Annotated in this window: 17 protein-coding genes; 13 read left to right on the forward strand and 4 right to left on the reverse strand. The window is 69.2% G+C overall.

Annotated features, from left to right (window positions below):
* The first annotated feature begins 2 nt into the window (after nucleotides 1–2).
* The 10 genes from dnaK (at nucleotide 3) to VFI59_04590 (ending at nucleotide 10,082) form a co-directional block, all read left to right on the forward strand.
* On the forward strand, nucleotides 3–1,877 hold the full coding sequence (gene dnaK, locus VFI59_04545; GenBank protein ID HET6712962.1) for a molecular chaperone DnaK: 1,875 nt from the start codon (nucleotides 3–5) through the stop codon (nucleotides 1,875–1,877).
* Nucleotides 1,877–2,293, forward strand: a complete 417-nt coding sequence (locus VFI59_04550) for an Hsp20/alpha crystallin family protein (GenBank protein ID HET6712963.1) — start codon at nucleotides 1,877–1,879, stop codon at nucleotides 2,291–2,293. The genes dnaK and VFI59_04550 overlap by 1 nt, the downstream gene beginning before the upstream one ends.
* Nucleotides 2,290–2,922 (forward strand): nucleotide exchange factor GrpE, encoded by a 633-nt coding sequence (locus VFI59_04555; protein HET6712964.1) that lies wholly within the window; start codon nucleotides 2,290–2,292, stop codon nucleotides 2,920–2,922. Before VFI59_04550 ends, VFI59_04555 begins: the two co-directional genes overlap by 4 nt.
* 40 nt (nucleotides 2,923–2,962) lie before the next feature.
* Nucleotides 2,963–4,120 carry a molecular chaperone DnaJ gene (dnaJ, locus tag VFI59_04560; protein ID HET6712965.1) on the forward strand — a complete coding sequence of 386 codons (1,158 nt, stop codon included), beginning with the start codon at nucleotides 2,963–2,965 and terminating at the stop codon, nucleotides 4,118–4,120.
* 28 nt (nucleotides 4,121–4,148) lie between these two features.
* Nucleotides 4,149–4,541 (forward strand): helix-turn-helix transcriptional regulator, encoded by a 393-nt coding sequence (locus VFI59_04565; protein ID HET6712966.1) that lies wholly within the window; start codon nucleotides 4,149–4,151, stop codon nucleotides 4,539–4,541.
* Nucleotides 4,538–5,089 (forward strand): GNAT family protein, encoded by a 552-nt coding sequence (locus VFI59_04570; protein ID HET6712967.1) that lies wholly within the window; start codon nucleotides 4,538–4,540, stop codon nucleotides 5,087–5,089. Before VFI59_04565 ends, VFI59_04570 begins: the two co-directional genes overlap by 4 nt.
* Entirely contained in the window at nucleotides 5,080–7,662 is a 2,583-nt protein-coding gene (gene clpB / locus VFI59_04575) for an ATP-dependent chaperone ClpB (protein HET6712968.1), read from the forward strand. The genes VFI59_04570 and clpB overlap by 10 nt, the downstream gene beginning before the upstream one ends.
* A gap of 57 nt (nucleotides 7,663–7,719) precedes the next feature.
* Nucleotides 7,720–8,493 carry a hypothetical protein gene (locus VFI59_04580; protein HET6712969.1) on the forward strand — a complete coding sequence of 258 codons (774 nt, stop codon included), beginning with the start codon at nucleotides 7,720–7,722 and terminating at the stop codon, nucleotides 8,491–8,493.
* Nucleotides 8,490–9,305, forward strand: coding sequence for a hypothetical protein (locus VFI59_04585; GenBank protein HET6712970.1), 816 nt, complete (start codon nucleotides 8,490–8,492; stop codon nucleotides 9,303–9,305). Before VFI59_04580 ends, VFI59_04585 begins: the two co-directional genes overlap by 4 nt.
* A 69-nt stretch (nucleotides 9,306–9,374) precedes the next feature.
* Entirely contained in the window at nucleotides 9,375–10,082 is a 708-nt protein-coding gene (locus VFI59_04590; protein ID HET6712971.1) for a LemA family protein, read from the forward strand.
* Here the strand turns inward: VFI59_04590 and VFI59_04595 are convergent.
* Nucleotides 10,079–11,386 carry an MFS transporter gene (locus VFI59_04595; protein HET6712972.1) on the reverse strand — a complete coding sequence of 436 codons (1,308 nt, stop codon included), beginning with the start codon at nucleotides 11,384–11,386 and terminating at the stop codon, nucleotides 10,079–10,081. The genes VFI59_04590 and VFI59_04595 overlap by 4 nt on opposite strands.
* 45 nt (nucleotides 11,387–11,431) lie before the next feature.
* On the opposite strand from VFI59_04595, the gene VFI59_04600 reads away from it, so the two are divergent.
* Genes VFI59_04600 through VFI59_04610 form a run of 3 tightly spaced genes read left to right on the forward strand, consistent with a single transcriptional unit; the run spans nucleotide 11,432 to nucleotide 13,249 of the window.
* Nucleotides 11,432–12,076, forward strand: a complete 645-nt coding sequence (locus VFI59_04600; protein ID HET6712973.1) for an MBL fold metallo-hydrolase — start codon at nucleotides 11,432–11,434, stop codon at nucleotides 12,074–12,076.
* 60 nt (nucleotides 12,077–12,136) lie between these two features.
* Entirely contained in the window at nucleotides 12,137–13,042 is a 906-nt protein-coding gene (locus VFI59_04605; protein ID HET6712974.1) for a DUF2090 domain-containing protein, read from the forward strand.
* Nucleotides 13,043–13,045: 3 nt separating this feature from the next.
* A complete protein-coding gene (locus VFI59_04610) occupies nucleotides 13,046–13,249 on the forward strand; it encodes a dodecin family protein (GenBank protein HET6712975.1) in 204 nt (67 codons plus the stop codon).
* 12 nt (nucleotides 13,250–13,261) lie between these two features.
* Here VFI59_04610 and VFI59_04615 read toward each other — a convergent pair whose 3' ends face one another.
* Genes VFI59_04615 through VFI59_04625 form a run of 3 tightly spaced genes read right to left on the reverse strand, consistent with a single transcriptional unit; the run spans nucleotide 13,262 to nucleotide 15,064 of the window.
* On the reverse strand, nucleotides 13,262–14,071 hold the full coding sequence (locus VFI59_04615; GenBank protein HET6712976.1) for an ABC transporter permease: 810 nt from the start codon (nucleotides 14,069–14,071) through the stop codon (nucleotides 13,262–13,264).
* Nucleotides 14,068–14,937, reverse strand: coding sequence for an ABC transporter ATP-binding protein (locus VFI59_04620; protein ID HET6712977.1), 870 nt, complete (start codon nucleotides 14,935–14,937; stop codon nucleotides 14,068–14,070). The genes VFI59_04615 and VFI59_04620 overlap by 4 nt, the downstream gene beginning before the upstream one ends.
* A 10-nt stretch (nucleotides 14,938–14,947) precedes the next feature.
* The gene (locus VFI59_04625; protein ID HET6712978.1) at nucleotides 14,948–15,064 is read right to left on the reverse strand and encodes a YezD family protein; all 117 of its coding nucleotides are present in this window, start codon (nucleotides 15,062–15,064) and stop codon (nucleotides 14,948–14,950) included.
* Nucleotides 15,065–15,090 lie beyond the last annotated feature (26 nt).

Here is a 15,090-nt window from a genome sequence, read left to right on the forward strand (position 1 = left end):
TCATGGCACGAGCAGTGGGGATCGACCTCGGCACGACGAACTCCGTGGTCGCCGTCCTGGAAGCCGGCGAGCCCGTCGTCGTTCCGAACGCGGAGGGGAGCCGCACGACCCCGTCGGTCGTCGGCTTCTCCAAGAACAACGAGATCCTGGTGGGCGAGGTCGCCAAGCGACAGGCGATCACGAACCCCGACCGCACGATCCGGTCGGTCAAGCGTCACATGGGCGACAAGGGCTGGGCGATCGACGTCGACGGCAAGGGGTGGACCGCGCAGGAGGTCAGCGCGCAGATCCTGCTGAAGCTGAAGCGCGACGCGGAGGCGTACCTCGGTGACACGGTCACCCAGGCGGTGGTCACCGTTCCGGCCTACTTCGACGACGCCCAGCGTCAGGCGACGAAGGAAGCTGGCCAGATCGCCGGCCTCGAGGTGTTGCGCATCATCAACGAGCCGACCGCGGCGGCGCTCGCCTACGGGCTGGACAAGCAGGACACCGAGCAGACGGTGCTCGTCTTCGACCTCGGCGGCGGCACGTTCGACGTCTCGCTGATGGAGATCGGCGAGGGCGTCTTCGAGGTGAAGGCCACTCACGGCGACACGCATCTCGGTGGCGACGACTGGGACCAGCGGGTGATCGACTGGCTCGTCACGGAGTTCAAGAACGCACACGGCGTCGACCTCGGCAAGGATCGCATGGCCCTCCAGCGGCTGAAGGAGGCCGCCGAGAAGGCGAAGATCGAGCTCAGCCAGGTCGCCGAGACCACGATCAACCTGCCCTTCATCACCGCGACCGCCGACGGTCCGCTGCACATGGAGCAGAAGCTCACGCGCAGCGAGTTCGAGCGCATGACGGAGGACCTGGTCGAGCGCTGCAGGACCCCGTTCGAGCAGGCGATCGCCGACTGGGGGAAGCCGGCGGAGCAGATCGACCACATCATCCTGGTCGGAGGCTCCACCCGCATGCCGATGATCCAGGAGCTGGTGAAGAAGCTCACCGGCGGCAAGGAGCCTCACAAGGGGGTGAACCCCGACGAGGTCGTCGCCGTCGGGGCCGCGATCCAGGCCGGTGTGCTGAAGGGCGACGTGAAGGACATCCTGCTCCTCGACGTGACCCCGCTGACGCTGGGCGTCGAGACCAAGGGCGGCATCTTCACGAAGCTGATCGAGCGCAACACCACGATCCCCACGCGCAAGTCCGAGATCTTCACCACCGCCGACGACAACCAGACGACGGTGGAGATCCACGTGTTGCAGGGTGAGGCGGAGACCGTGATGTCCCCGGCCGTGAAGTCGCTCGGGCGCTTCCACCTGATGGGCATCCCGCCCGCGCCTCGCGGCATGCCGCAGATCGAGGTCGCGTTCGACATCGACGCCAACGGCATCGTGAACGTGAGCGCGAAGGATCTCGCGACCGGCAAGGAACAGGCGATGACGATCACCGGCGGCACGAGTCTGTCGAAGGAGGAGATCGATCGCATGGTGTCCGACGCGGAGAAGTTCGCCGCAGAGGACCACACGCGGCGGGAGACCGCCGAGGCGCGCAACACAGCCGATCAGCTGCACTACCAGGTGGCGAAGTTCATCGAGGAGAACCCCGAGACGATCCCGGCCGCCGACAAGGACGAGCTGGTCGTGAAGAACGAGGAGCTGAAGAAGGTGCTGGACGACGAGTCGTCCGACGCCGCGGCCCTCACCGCCGCCAACGACGCGGTGATGCAGGTGTACCAGCGGGTCGGGCAGGCGATGGTCCAGAACCAGCAGGCGTCGGCCGCCGCCGGCGAGCCGACCGGTGACGGCAGTGAGGCCGGCGCCGAGCAGGCAGAACCCGAGGACGACGACGTCGTCGAGGGCGAGATCGTCGAGGAAGGAGGTGCGTCGTGATGCTCACCAGATGGGATCCGTTCCGCGATCTCAAGGGTGCGGAAGCCGAGTTCGACCGCATGGTCGGCCAGGCGTTCTCGAAGAACGCCTGGGTTCCGGCGCTCGACATCCGTGAGACCGAAGACCGCTTCGAGGTGACGATCGATCTTCCGGGCATGAGCTCGGACGACGTCGAGGTCACGTTCGAGGACGGCACGCTGGCGATCCGCGGCCAGCGTGAGTTCTCCCGCGAGGATGACGAGGGTCAGTACCACCGCATCGAGCGCAGCTACGGTTCGTTCGCGCGGTCGGTGCGGCTGCCGCGCGTGGCCGACCCGGAGCGCATCGAGGCGTCGTTCGACAACGGCGTGTTGACCGTGCTCGTGCCGAAGCGGGAAGAGGCCAAAGCACGCACGATCGAGGTCACGGCCAAGTGACCGACGAGCGCGAACGGGACGAGGAACAGCCGCGGGTCCGCGTCACGGACCGTCGGCGGTTCGCGAACCTGCGCGACGACGAGGGCGCCCCGGCCACGCCGGCCGGGGCCGTCCTCGGCGCCGAGGCCGAGCCCGCTGGCACGGCGCCGGAGTCCACCGATGAAGCTGCCGAGGTGGCCGGCGATCTGCAGGCCGCCCAGGGCGAGGCGCAGCAGTACCTGGATCACCTGCGCCGGCTGCAGGCCGAGTTCGACAACTACCGTAAGCGGGTTCTGAAGGAGCAGACCGATCTGGCGGAGCTGGGCGCGATGCCCGTGGCCCGGCGGCTGCTGGAGGTTCTCGACGACTTCGAGCTCGCGCTGATGTCGGCGACCGACCAGCCTGACTTCGACCGGTTCCTCAAAGGTGTCGAGCTCGTGTACGCGAAGCTCGTGGACGCTCTGAAGGCCGAGGGCCTCGAGCGCATGCAGGCCGAGGGCACGGCTTTCGATCCCGAACTGCACGAAGCGCTGATGCAGACGGGGGACGGCGAGGGCGACCCGGTCGTTGCCGACGTGCTTCGGCCCGGGTACACGCTGAAAGGCCGCGTACTGCGGCCGGCCGGGGTGCGTGTGGAGCGCGCGGACTGATCCCGGACGACGGCGATGACGCATCGACGGAGGGACGAGGGTGGCTGACGAGGTACGCCGCGAGTGGTTCGAGAAGGACTACTACGGTGTGCTCGGCGTGCCCAAGAACGCCTCGGCCTCCGAGATCAAGAAGGCCTACCGCAAGCTCGCCCAGCAGTTCCACCCCGACACGAACGCGGGCAACGCCGATGCCGAGGACCGCTTCAAGGAGATCTCGGCCGCCTACGACGTGCTCGGCGACGAGGAGAAGCGGAAGTCCTACGACCAGGTCCGTGAGATGGGCGCCTCCGGGTTCGGTGGGTTCGGTCCCGGCGGCGCGGCGGGGCAGGGCCCGGGCGGGTGGCCAGGCGGGCCGGGCGGGGCGCAGTACGTGAACGTCGAGGACATCGGCGATCTCTTCGGCGGGCTCTTCGGCGGGGCCGGTCGTGGGCGGGGTCGTGCGCAGGCCCGGCCGCAGCGGGGTGCCGACCTCGAGACCGACGTGCGTGTCTCGTTCGACGAGGCGATGCGCGGCACGACGGTCCCTGTGAAGATCACCGGACCGGCCGTGTGCCAGACCTGCCACGGCTCGGGCGCCGCCGCGGGCACGAGCCCGGTCACCTGCCCCGAATGCGGAGGCAGCGGCGAGATCGCGGTGAACCAGGGGTTCTTCTCGATGGCCCAGCCTTGCCGGCGGTGCCGGGCGACCGGGCGCATCATCGAGACGCCGTGCGCGACGTGCAAGGGCGCCGGCTCCGTACGGCGCACCCGCACGTTCCAGGTCAAGATCCCGGCCGGCGTCAAGAGTGGGGCTCGGATCAAGCTGGCGGGGCGCGGCGAGCCCGGTCCCGCGGGTGGCAGGCCGGGCGACCTCTACGTGCGGGTGCACGTCGCACAGCACGAGCTGTTCGGGCGCCGGGGCGACAACCTCACGCTAACCCTGCCGGTGACGTTCCCCGAGGCGGCGCTCGGTGCGCACGTGCAGGTGCCCACGATGAACGGGCCGGTCACCCTGAAGGTGCCGGCTGGCACCCCCAACGGCAAGACGTTCCGCATCAAAGGGAAGGGCGCCCCGAGGGCCAAGGGGGGCCACGGCGACCTGCTGGTGACGACGCAGGTCGACGTGCCCGGCAAGCTCTCGAAGGAGCAGAAGGAGCTGTTGCGACAGCTGCAGCAGGAGCAGAAGGAGTCGCCGAGGAAGGCCCTCGGGGTGGCGTGACATGACGACCGAACGAGAGGACGCGACGATGGCCGGCCAGCAGCGGAACCTCGACGAGCGCGCCGTCTTCATCATCAGCGTGGCGGCCGAGCTCGCCGGCGTGCACCCGCAGACCCTGCGGATCTACGAACGCAAGGGCCTACTGCGCCCCCAGCGCACGTCGGGCAACACACGGCGCTACTCGCAGGCCGACATCGACCGGCTGCTCGCGATCCAGGAGCTCACCGACGAGGGTGTGAACCTCGCCGGGGTGAAGCGCATCTTGGAGCTCCGCGCCGAGGTCGACCGGTTGCACCGCCAGGTCGACGAAGTGCGATCGCAGCTCGCTCATCGCCGGGCGATCGCGATGCCCGGCCGCCGCTCCGGGGAGATCGTGCCCCTGCGGAGCGTGTTCCCGGCCCCGTGGGAGACCGGGCAGTGACACGACTCGCCGGCGATCGAGTCACGCTCCGCGCCTACCACGACGACGAGGCGCCGATCCTTGTGTCGACCTGGGCCGACGCAGAGTGGTTCGCCCCCAAGGGCACGAGGCCGAGGGAGCTCGCCGAGCGGGTGCGCGAACGCATCCGACGTTCGGGCTCGTTCTCGGAGGGTGTGATCATCCTCGCGATCGAGAACGACGGGAGGCTCGTCGGCGAGGTGCAGGCACGGCAACCGGTCAACGGCTTGCCGCCCGGCGTCTTCGAGCTCGGCATCGAGGTCTTCGAGGACGGCGACCGCGGGCAAGGCCTGGGTGCCGACGCGGTGGTCGCGATCGCGAGGCATCTCTTCGACGACGAGGGCGCGCACCGGGTGCAGCTCACGACCGACGTCGGGAACGCCGCGATGCGGCGCGTGGCCGAGCGGCTCGGCTTCGCGTTCGAGGGCGTGCTGCGCTCGTTCATGCCCGAGGCCGACGGTCCCCACGACTACGCGATGTATGGCTTCACGAGGCGGGACTACGAGGAACGGAACCGCGCATGGATCTGAACAAGCTCACGATGAAGTCGCAGGCCGCCGTGCAGGAAGCACACCAGCAGGCGATCGTGCGCAACCACCAACTGATCGAACCCGAGCACGTGTTGTTCGCGCTGCTCGCCGATGCCGAGGGGGTCGTCTTCCCGTTGTTGCACCACGTAGGGGCGAACCCTGCGCAGCTGCGGGCCAAGGTCGACGAGGCGCTCGACGCGATGCCGAAGGTCTACGCGCAGGGTGTCGAGGTGCGGATCTCGCCGGCCGCGGCGAAGCTCCTCGAGGCCGCAGGCACCGAGGCGGAGGCCCTCACCGACGAGTACATCTCGACCGAGCACCTGCTGCTCGCGATGCTTGCGACGCCGGGGACGGAAGCCGCCGGCATCCTGCTCGAGGCCGGGCTCACGCGTGACGCGGCGCTCGCGGCGCTCGCGGAGGTGCGCGGCCGTCAGCGCGTCACCAGTCCGAACCCGGAGGACACGTTCCAGTCGCTCGAACGGTACGGGCGCGACCTGACCGAGGCTGCGCGAACCGGCAAGCTGGATCCGGTGATCGGCCGGGACGAGGAGATCCGCCGAACGATCCAGGTGCTCTCACGTCGCACGAAGAACAATCCCGTGCTGATCGGGGAGCCCGGCGTGGGCAAGACCGCGATCGTGGAGGGGCTCGCCCAGCGCATCGTCGACGGCGACGTACCCACGTCGCTGCAGGACAAGCGGCTGATCGCGCTCGACCTCGGTGCGATGGTGGCCGGAGCGAAGTACCGGGGTGAATTCGAGGAGCGGCTGAAGGCCGTCTTGAAGGAGATCGCCGACTCGGAGGGCGAGATCGTCACGTTCATCGACGAGCTGCACACGATCGTCGGCGCCGGTGCGGCCGAGGGCGCGATGGACGCCGGCAACATGCTGAAGCCGATGCTCGCCCGCGGCGAGCTGCGCGCGATCGGCGCCACCACGCTCGACGAATACCGCCGGCACATCGAGAAGGACCCAGCGTTGGAGCGCCGCTTCCAACCGGTGCTGGTCGAGGAGCCGAGCGTCGAGGACACGATCGGCATCCTCCGAGGGCTGAAGGAGCGCTACGAGGTGCATCACGGCGTGCGCATCCAGGACCCGGCGCTCGTCGGCGCGGCGGTGCTCAGCGACCGGTACGTCACCGGACGGTTCCTGCCCGACAAGGCGATCGACCTGATCGACGAGAGCGCGTCGCGCCTGCGCATCGAGATCGACTCGATGCCGGTCGAGATCGACGAGGTCGAGCGGCGGATCCGCCAGCTCGAGATCGAGAAGGCCGCGCTCGGCAAGGAGACCGACCCGGCGTCGAGGGACCGCCTCGCGCGCCTCGAGGAAGAACTCGCCAACCTCGAGGAAGAGCGGAACTCGATGACCGCTCACTGGCAGCAGGAGAAGGAGCGGATCGATCGCATCCGCGAGCTGAAGGCGCGCATCGAGGAGGCCCGCGCCGAGGCCGAGCGCGCGGAGCGCGATGCCGACCTGCAGCGCGCGGCCGAGCTGCGCTACGGCGCGCTCGTCGAGCTCGACGGACAGTTGGAGGCCGAGAACGCCGCCCTCACCGAGCTCCAGCGCGACCGGAAGTTCCTGAACGAGGAGGTCACCGAGGAGGACGTCGCCGAGGTGGTCTCGAAGTGGACGGGCATCCCGGTCTCGAAGCTGATGGAAGGCGAGATTCAGAAACTCGTGCACCTGGAGCAGGCGTTGCACGAGCGGGTCGTCGACCAGGTCGAGGCCGTCGAAGCCGTCGCGAACGCGATCCGGCGCAGCCGCGCCGGCCTGCAGGATCCCAACCGTCCGATCGGGTCGTTCCTGTTCCTCGGGCCGACGGGGGTCGGCAAGACCGAGCTCGCTCGGGCGCTCGCCGACTACCTGTTCGACGACGAACGGGCGATCGTCCGTGTCGACATGAGCGAGTACCAGGAACGTCACGCGGTCTCGCGGCTCGTGGGCGCACCGCCCGGTTACGTCGGGTACGAGGAGGGCGGACAGCTCACCGAGGCCGTGCGGCGACGCCCGTACAGCGTCGTGTTGCTCGATGAGATGGAGAAGGCGCACGCCGACGTCTTCAACATCCTGCTGCAGCTGCTCGACGACGGGCGGCTCACCGACGGGCAGGGTCGCACGGTCGACTTCCGCAACGCGATCGTGATCATGACGTCGAACCTCGGCTCCGCGATCTTCAGCGATCCGTCGCTCGAGCGCGCGAAACAGAAGGGAGCCGTGCTCGACGACGTGCGCGGGTACTTCCGGCCGGAATTCGTGAACCGCATCGACGAGATCGTGGTGTTCGACCCGCTCGGACGCGAGGAGATCTCCGAGATCGTCGACATCCAGCTCCGATCGCTGCGCCGCCGCCTCGAGGAGCGCGGCCTCGCGATCGAGCTGACGGACACCGCCAGGTCCTACCTCGCCGACAAGGGCTACGAGCCGGCGTTCGGAGCGCGGCCGTTGAAGCGGCTGATCCAGCGCGAGATCCAGGATCCCCTGGCGATGAAGCTGCTCGCGGGGGAGATCCGCGACGACGCGACGGTCACGATCGACCTGGAGGGCGACGGCCTCTCGTTCCGCTCCCGCTAGTCCACAGCAGATCACCTGGTCGTCAAGGGCGGGTGGCCGCGGACCGATGGGTCCTGCATGGACCTCTGGCCGTGGCTCGTGGTCGTCGTCGCGGCGTGCGTCGGCGCTTGGCGGGTGCACCGCCGGCGCGGCCGCGCCCGGCAGCTGATGCTGCTGTGTCACCGCGCCGACCTCGAGTTCTCGCCGATCGACCCGTTCCCCGACACGCTCTGGTTGCCCTTCCGGTGGCTCGGTCAGGGTCGGTGGTCGCGTGCCGAGAACGTCGTCTGGAACCGCGCCCACGGCGACGACGTGCGCGCCTTCGACCTGCTGATCGAGGAGGAGCCGACGCAGGAAGACGGGCCGCGGACGATCCGACGCTGCGTCTGCGCCGCGGTGGCGCTCCCGTTCGGCTGCCCGAAGCTGGAGATCCGCCCTCGAGATGCGCTTGATCGCGTCAACGGCGCTATCGTCGGCGCCGACGTCGACCTGGAGCTCGAGGCGTTCAACCGGCGGTTCCGCGTCCGTGCCGAGGACCGGCGCTTCGCGGTCGCGTTCTGTGACCAACGCATGATGCAGGCCTTGATGAGCCTTCCTGCCGGCATCGCGGTCGCGGTGAACGAGGATCGGTTGCTCCTGCGCACCGGCGAACTGCCCCCGCCGCAGGTGCTGCTCCTGTTCGAAGCGGCGCGTGCGATCGGGCATGCCGTGCCGCCGGTCGTCGCCGACCTGTATCCGCCCCGCCCCCCGAAGGGCCGTCACGAGGACCGGTGGCTGCAGGGACACTGGTCCCCGGAACCGATCGGCGACGATCACGCCGGGTCGACGGCGGCGGAAGTGCGTCGCTCATGAAGCCGGCGACCGCGATCCGCATCGCCGTCGCGATCGGCCTGGCGTGGGCCGTGACGGCTGTGGTCAAGCTCGCATCGGGTGACCCGGGAGCGACAGCGCTGATCCGCCAGCTGTTCGCGCTGGCGATCATCGTGGGGGGCATGGCGTGGCTCGGGTACCGGTTCCGCGTCGTGCCGCGTCGACGCTCGTTCGAGGATCAGGCGAGGGAGGCGGGTATGCACGCCCGCGCGGGCGATCCCCTCGGCATGTTGACGTCATCGTTCGGGCTGTTCCACCGTGCCGCGTCGGCGCGGAACCTCGAGAACACCGCGTGGGGGCTCCGACGCGGTCGGGAGATCGTGGTGGTCGACTACTGGTATGCGCCTGACTCGAACCCGAGCCGTGAAGACTACCGACGGTTCGTCTGCGTGATCGATACTGCTCGGCCGGAGTGGCCGGATATCGCAGTGGAGCCGGCCGACGGCGCATCGATCGTGCGGGACGCCGTGGGCCATGGCGACATCGACCTCGAGTCCGAGCGGTTCAATCGGGCGTTCCAGGTCAGGGCGACCGATCGGACGTTCGCGTCCGCGCTGCTCGACGCCCGCATGATGGAGTGGCTGCTGCTCGAACCGCCTGGTGTGGGGTTCGAGGTGACGGCCGGTCGCCTGATGGTATTCGGGCCTCGCGAGCGAGTGAGCCTCGACGACGTCGCCGATGCGCTTCGCAGGTTCGACGCGTTCCACGAGCACGTGCCGTCCGTGCTCGCGTCGTTGTTCCCAGCGAGTCGTGCCGAGTCCGTTGCGACGCCTCCGGAACGTCCTGATCGCTGAGCGCCGAGCCCGCCTCGCGGAACTCATCGGGGTAGGCTGACCCACACCGTCAGACCGAAGGGGAGCGTCGTGGAGATCCTGCTGCTCGTGCTGCTCGTGCTGGTCGTGGTCGTCGCGGTCGGCGCCGTCGTCTCGTACAACCGGTTCGTCTCGCAGAAGACCCTGATCAAGGACGCATGGGCGAACATCGACACCGAACTCCGCCGACGGTACGACCTGATCCCGAACCTCGTCGAGACGGTGAAGGGTTACGCCTCCCATGAGAAGGAGGTGCTCGAGAACGTCACGCGCGCCCGTGCGATGGCTGCCAGCGCCACAGGTTCCCCCGCGGAGCAGGCTGCGGCCGAAGGACCGCTGGTGGCTGCCCTCCGACAGCTGATGGTCGTGGTGGAGAACTACCCGAACCTGAAGGCGGACCAGAACTTCCTGCAGCTGCAGGGTGAGCTCACGAACACCGAGGATCGCCTGCAGACCGCCCGGCGCTTCTACAACGCGAACGTACGCGACTACAACCGAAGGGTGAAGCAGTTCCCGTCGGTGGTCGTGGCGAACATGTTCGACTTCGAGGAAGAGGAGTTCTTCGAGGTGGAGGACGCGATCCGTGAGGGCGGTGCGCCGCAGGTGGACTTCGGCGCACCATCGGGCACGGGCGCGCCCCTTGCCGGAGAGCCCCCTTCGACGCCGACGCCGACGACGTCGGCCGCGACGCCTCCGCCGCCGGTCGACGACATCCCCGAACCGCCGGACCAGCCGACCCCGCCGAACCCGACGGGCTAGTCGTCCGCCGGGACCGGGCGCGAGAAGCCATCCGTCGCCGTCTTATGCCGGATCTCACGGGTCAGCCAGCTCCAGACGATCGACCAGACGACGGCCATCGCGCCCACGAGTAACGCGGCACTGCGGGGGCCCGCGGAGTCCGCCACCGCGGCGGCGACCACCGAGGAGACGGCGAGCGACAGCGTGATCATCGCGAAGTCGACGGCGAAGACCCGTCCCCTGATGTGGTCGGGCACGAGCACCTGCAGCCCGAACGTGGACAGGACCCACTGCGCCCCGCCTCCCAGGTGAGCGGCGAAGATCACGATCGCGGCGACCCAGAGGGTCGGCGCCAGACCGAGCGCCATGTAGGAGACGCCGAACACGGCGAGCGCGACGCCGATCGCGCCGAACAGATGGCGATGCCCTTCGCCGCTGACGCGGTGCCCGAGGAACGGGCCGACGAGCGCGCCGATGCCGCGAGCGGCCATCAGCGCGCCGACGCCGATCTCTCCGCGCTCGAATACGTCGACGCCGAACACGGGGATCAAGGCGAGCACGCCCGCCGCGAGGCCGAAGCCGGCCTTCACGCCGATCAGGGCGAGCACGCGATGGTCGCGGCGCGCGTAGTGCAGCACCTCGACCGTGGCGTCGATCATCTTCGGGTGCTCGTGTCCCGGCTCGCGCTCCTCGGAGAATGGCCGGCGGATGCCCCAGAGCAGCAGCGCCGAGACGCCGAACGAGAGCGCGTCGATCACGAACGCGGTCTCGCGGCCGAACACGGTGGCCACGATGCCGCCGAGTCCAGCTCCGACGGCGAGCATCGTGCCCCAGAGCGAGCCGTTCAACGCGTTCGCGGTCGGCAGGTCGCGCGGATCCACGAGGTTCGGCGTCGCGGCCGTGGAGGCCGGGTCGAACGGCGCGCCGAAGACGGAGAGCAGCGCGAGCAGAGGATACGCGAGCCAGATCGTGCCGGCGCCGACGAACAGGAACGACGCGCAGACGCCGATGCGGGCCACGTCGCACACGATCATCAACTTGCGGCGATCGAGGCGATCCACGAGCACCCCGGCAGGCGGCGACGCGATGAAGAACGCGAGCTCCTGCGCGAGGATCGCGAGACCCACGTCGATCGCGCGCCCCGTCGTCTCGACGATCAGCGACGTGATCGCGACGAACAGGAACCAGTCGCCGCCCAGCGAGATCACCGAGGCGAGGAACAGCCTTCGGAAGTCCCGGCTGCGCTGCAACAGGGAGATGCTGGCTCGCAGCCCGGTCGTGGCCTCGAGTTCCGGGTCCATCGGGTCGGGTTCGCGCTCGGCCATATCGGTCCGTCAGACTACGACCGGGCATCGAGAAGGGATGATGTCGTGGTCGAGCACGTGACCTGGTTCCGGCAAGCGGCGCTGCGTTGGCAGGACGCGGAGCGGACCGTGTATTTCGATCCGTGGGGAACCGGGGAGGATCCCGCGCCTGCCGACCTGATCCTGATCACCCACGCCCACTCCGATCACTTCCGGCCCGACGAGATCGATCGACTCCGGCGCCCAGGCACGAAGTTGATCGCGCCCCACGACGTCGCGCGCGAGCTCACCGGCGACGTCACCCCGGTCCGCCCGGGCGAGGCGCACGTGGTGGGTGGAGTGCACATCATGACCGTGCCGGCCTACAACACCCGCGAGGAGGCACTGCAGTTCCACCCCAAGAGCAACGGGTGGGTTGGGTACGTGGTCGAGCTGGGCGGCACGTCCTACTACCACGCCGGCGACACGGATCACGCGCCGGAGCTCGATGACGTCCGCTCGGACGTCGCGTTCCTGCCGATCGGCGGACACTTCACGATGGACTGGAGGGCGGCCGCCGACCTGGCGAGGGCGATCGCACCGTCGGTCGCCGTCCCGATCCACTACGGCTTCGTGATCTGCTCTCCGTCGGACGGGATGCGGTTCCGCGACGCCGCCGCCCCGGTACCGGTCGAGCTCGTCGCGCCGGTCGATGACTTCGAGCAGGAATGACCACGTCGGGGATGGGTAGCATGCGGGCAGCAGTCGGGCGACGGACGCGAGGAGACGATCATGGCGCTCGGGTACAGCGGCAAGCTCTTCATCCTGGCCTTCGATCATCGGGGGTCCTTCCAGAAGAAGTTCTTCGGTATCGAGGGCGCGCCCGGTCCCGACGAGGCCCAGCGCATCATCGATGCGAAGCGGGTGATCTTCGAGGGCATGCAGCAGGCACTCGCCGAAGGCCTCGATGCGTCGACGGCCGGCGTGTTGGTCGATGAGCAGTTCGGCACCCAGGTCGCGAACGACGCGAAGCAGGCAGGTATGGTGCTCGCGATGCCGGCCGAGAAGTCGGGCCAGAACGAGTTCGACTTCGAGTACGGATCGGAGTTCGGCGCACACATCGAGGCGTTCGATCCGACGTTCACGAAGGTGCTCGTTCGCTACAACCCCGAGGGCGACGGTGCGATGAACGCCGCGCAGTCGGCGCGCCTCAAGCAGCTCTCCGACTGGCTGCACCATCACGACCGCCGGTTCCTGTTCGAGCTGCTCGTGCCGGCCGAGCCGCACCAGCTGGAGACGGTCGGCAACGACGGCCTCCGTTACGATCGCGAGCTGCGCCCCGACCTGATGAAGGTCGCGATCGCCGAGCTGCAGGAGACCGGCATCGAGCCCGACATCTGGAAGATCGAGGGCATCGACGACCCCGCCATGTGCGCCGAGATCGCCGACCAGTGCCGCGTCGGCGGGCGTGACGGCGTTGGATGCGTGGTGCTGGGTCGGGGCGCGGACGACGCGGCGGTCGACGCTTGGCTGCGCGCCGCCCGCGGGGTGTCCGGGTACCACGGGTTCGCGATCGGCCGCTCGATCTGGTGGAGCCCGCTGAAGTTCTTCGTCGACGGCGCGGTGCCTCGGGACGAGACCGTCGCTCAGATCGCGAACAACTACCGGCGGTTCGTGGCCGTCTACGAGGAGGGGTGACCGGTGGCGGTGATCAAGACGATCGACCTCGTCGGCGTGTCTTCGGAGTCGTGGCGTGCCGCGGCGCAGGAGGCGCTCACCGAGGCATCGAAGACGATCCGGGGGATCGAGGGCATGGACATCCTCGAGACGAGCGCCACGGTCGCCGACGGGAAGATCGCCGAGTACCACACCCACGTGCGCATCCGCTTCCGGATCGAGCAGTAGGGCGGCGGCCCGTCAGCCCTCGATCAGGAGTCCCCGGCGTCGCCGCACGCGCCGGTCGAGCCGGTTGAACGCGAGGTAGTCGACGAGCACGCCGATCACGGCGATCACCGCGACGACGGCCACGAGGGCGGGCATGTCGTCGGCCTCTTCCGCGAGCAGGTGTCCGAGTCCGACGGCGCCCGCCGCGGCGATGATCAGCTCCGCGGTCATCAGCGCCTTCCAGGCGAAGCCCCACGCCTGCTGCAACCCCGCGAGGAACCCGGGCAACGCGGCGGGCAGGATCACGTCGCGGTAGAGCGTCCATCCCTCGGCTCCGAGGGTGCGGCCGGCGCGCTTGAGGATCGGGGGTACCTGCCGCATCGCCGCCATCGTGGCCAGCGTGACCGACGGGAACGAGCCGACCACGGTCACGAACACGACCGCGCGCTCGGTCGCGCCGAACCAGATCACCGCGACCGGGACCCACGCCACGAACGGCACGATCTGCAACGCCACGACGAGCGGACGGAGCGAGCGTCGAGCGAACTCGTTCAGCGTGAACGCGACGCCGAGCAGCGTGCCGAACACGACCGCGATCGCGAACGAGAACACGAGTCGGATCAGCGTCTTCAGGGTCGCCTCGGGGATCGTGCCGTCGGCCATGCCCGCGATGAACGCATCCCAGGTCTGCAGGGGGGAGGGGACGCCCTCGGTCGTCGTGACCGCTGCGATGACGGCCCAGGCGGCGATCAGACCGGTGATGCCGGCGAGCGGTGGCCCGACCTCGTGCGCGAGGCGCCGCAGGCCGATCCTCGGCACGTCGGTGGCGGTGGCCGTGCTCACCGGACGGACTCCTCGTCGGCGATCGGCCGGTCGCTGCCCTCGGCGCGAGCCCGGTTCACCTCGCGCATCAGCAGGTGGTGCACGTCGGAGACGACGCGTGCCACCAGCACGTCGTCGAGTTGGCGGGGCCGAGGCGCGCTGATGCGCACCTCCTCGAGCAGCCTGCCCGGCGCCGCCGACATCACGAGCACCCGATCGGCAAGCAGGGCGGCTTCCCGCACGTTGTGGGTGACGAAGACGAACGTCTTGCGCCCGCCTCGCTCGAGCCAGACTCGCTGCACCTCGTCCTGCAGTAGCTCACGCGCCTGCGCATCGAGGGCGCCGAACGGCTCATCGCCCAGCAGCACGTCGGGCTCGGTCGCGAGCGCCCTCGCGAGCTGCGCCCGCTGGCGCATCCCGGCGGAGAGCTCGTGGGGCTGTACGTCGGCGAACGGTTCGAGGCCCACGCTCGCGAGCCACATGCGCACGCGGTGGGGCCGCTCCGACAACGGGGTACCGGTGAGCTTCAACGCGAGGTCGACGTTGCCGGCGACCGAGAGCCAAGGGAACAGGGCCGGCTCCTGGAAGAGCACGGCACGGTCGGGGCCCGGGCGGGTGATCGGGTGACCATCGAGGAGCGCCTCGCCCGAGGTCGGTTCGTCGAGCCCGGCGAGCACGTTGAGGATCGACGTCTTGCCGCACCCCGATGGTCCGAGCAGGCACAGGAACTCACCGAGCCGCACGTCGAACGTGACGTGATCGACGGCGGTGACGACGGCTCCACTCGTCGATCGACGGGTCTTCACGAGATCGCGCACGGCGAGCTTGGGGGGTCCCTCTCCGGGGGTCTCGGCGGGTCGGAGCTCGGTGGTGCTCACATCGCTCATCGAACGGCCCTCATCGCAGGCGGAACTTCTCGGCCATCTCGATCTGCACGACCTTGCCGTCCTGGATCACCAGCACGACGGTGCCGTAGTTGATGCGGCGCACGATGTCGGCGACCTTCGCGAGCACGAGGCGTTCCTCTTCGGAGAGCTCGA

The sequence above is a fragment of the Actinomycetota bacterium genome (genome assembly GCA_035697485.1).
Taxonomy (GTDB): Bacteria; Actinomycetota; UBA4738; order UBA4738; family HRBIN12; genus JAOUEA01.

What these genes read in the sequence shown, in the direction of transcription:
- dnaK (HET6712962.1), top strand. Translation starts at nt 3, where the DNA reads ATGGCACGAGCAGTGGGGATCGACCTCGGCACGACGAACTCCGTGGTC.
- VFI59_04550 (HET6712963.1), top strand. Translation starts at nt 1,877, where the DNA reads ATGCTCACCAGATGGGATCCGTTCCGCGATCTCAAGGGTGCGGAAGCC.
- VFI59_04565 (HET6712966.1), top strand. Translation starts at nt 4,149, where the DNA reads ATGGCCGGCCAGCAGCGGAACCTCGACGAGCGCGCCGTCTTCATCATC.
- clpB (HET6712968.1), top strand. Translation starts at nt 5,080, where the DNA reads ATGGATCTGAACAAGCTCACGATGAAGTCGCAGGCCGCCGTGCAGGAA.
- VFI59_04580 (HET6712969.1), top strand. Translation starts at nt 7,720, where the DNA reads ATGGACCTCTGGCCGTGGCTCGTGGTCGTCGTCGCGGCGTGCGTCGGC.
- VFI59_04585 (HET6712970.1), top strand. Translation starts at nt 8,490, where the DNA reads ATGAAGCCGGCGACCGCGATCCGCATCGCCGTCGCGATCGGCCTGGCG.
- VFI59_04595 (HET6712972.1), bottom strand. Translation starts at nt 11,386, where the DNA reads ATGGCCGAGCGCGAACCCGACCCGATGGACCCGGAACTCGAGGCCACG.
- VFI59_04605 (HET6712974.1), top strand. Translation starts at nt 12,137, where the DNA reads ATGGCGCTCGGGTACAGCGGCAAGCTCTTCATCCTGGCCTTCGATCAT.
- VFI59_04620 (HET6712977.1), bottom strand. Translation starts at nt 14,937, where the DNA reads ATGAGCGATGTGAGCACCACCGAGCTCCGACCCGCCGAGACCCCCGGA.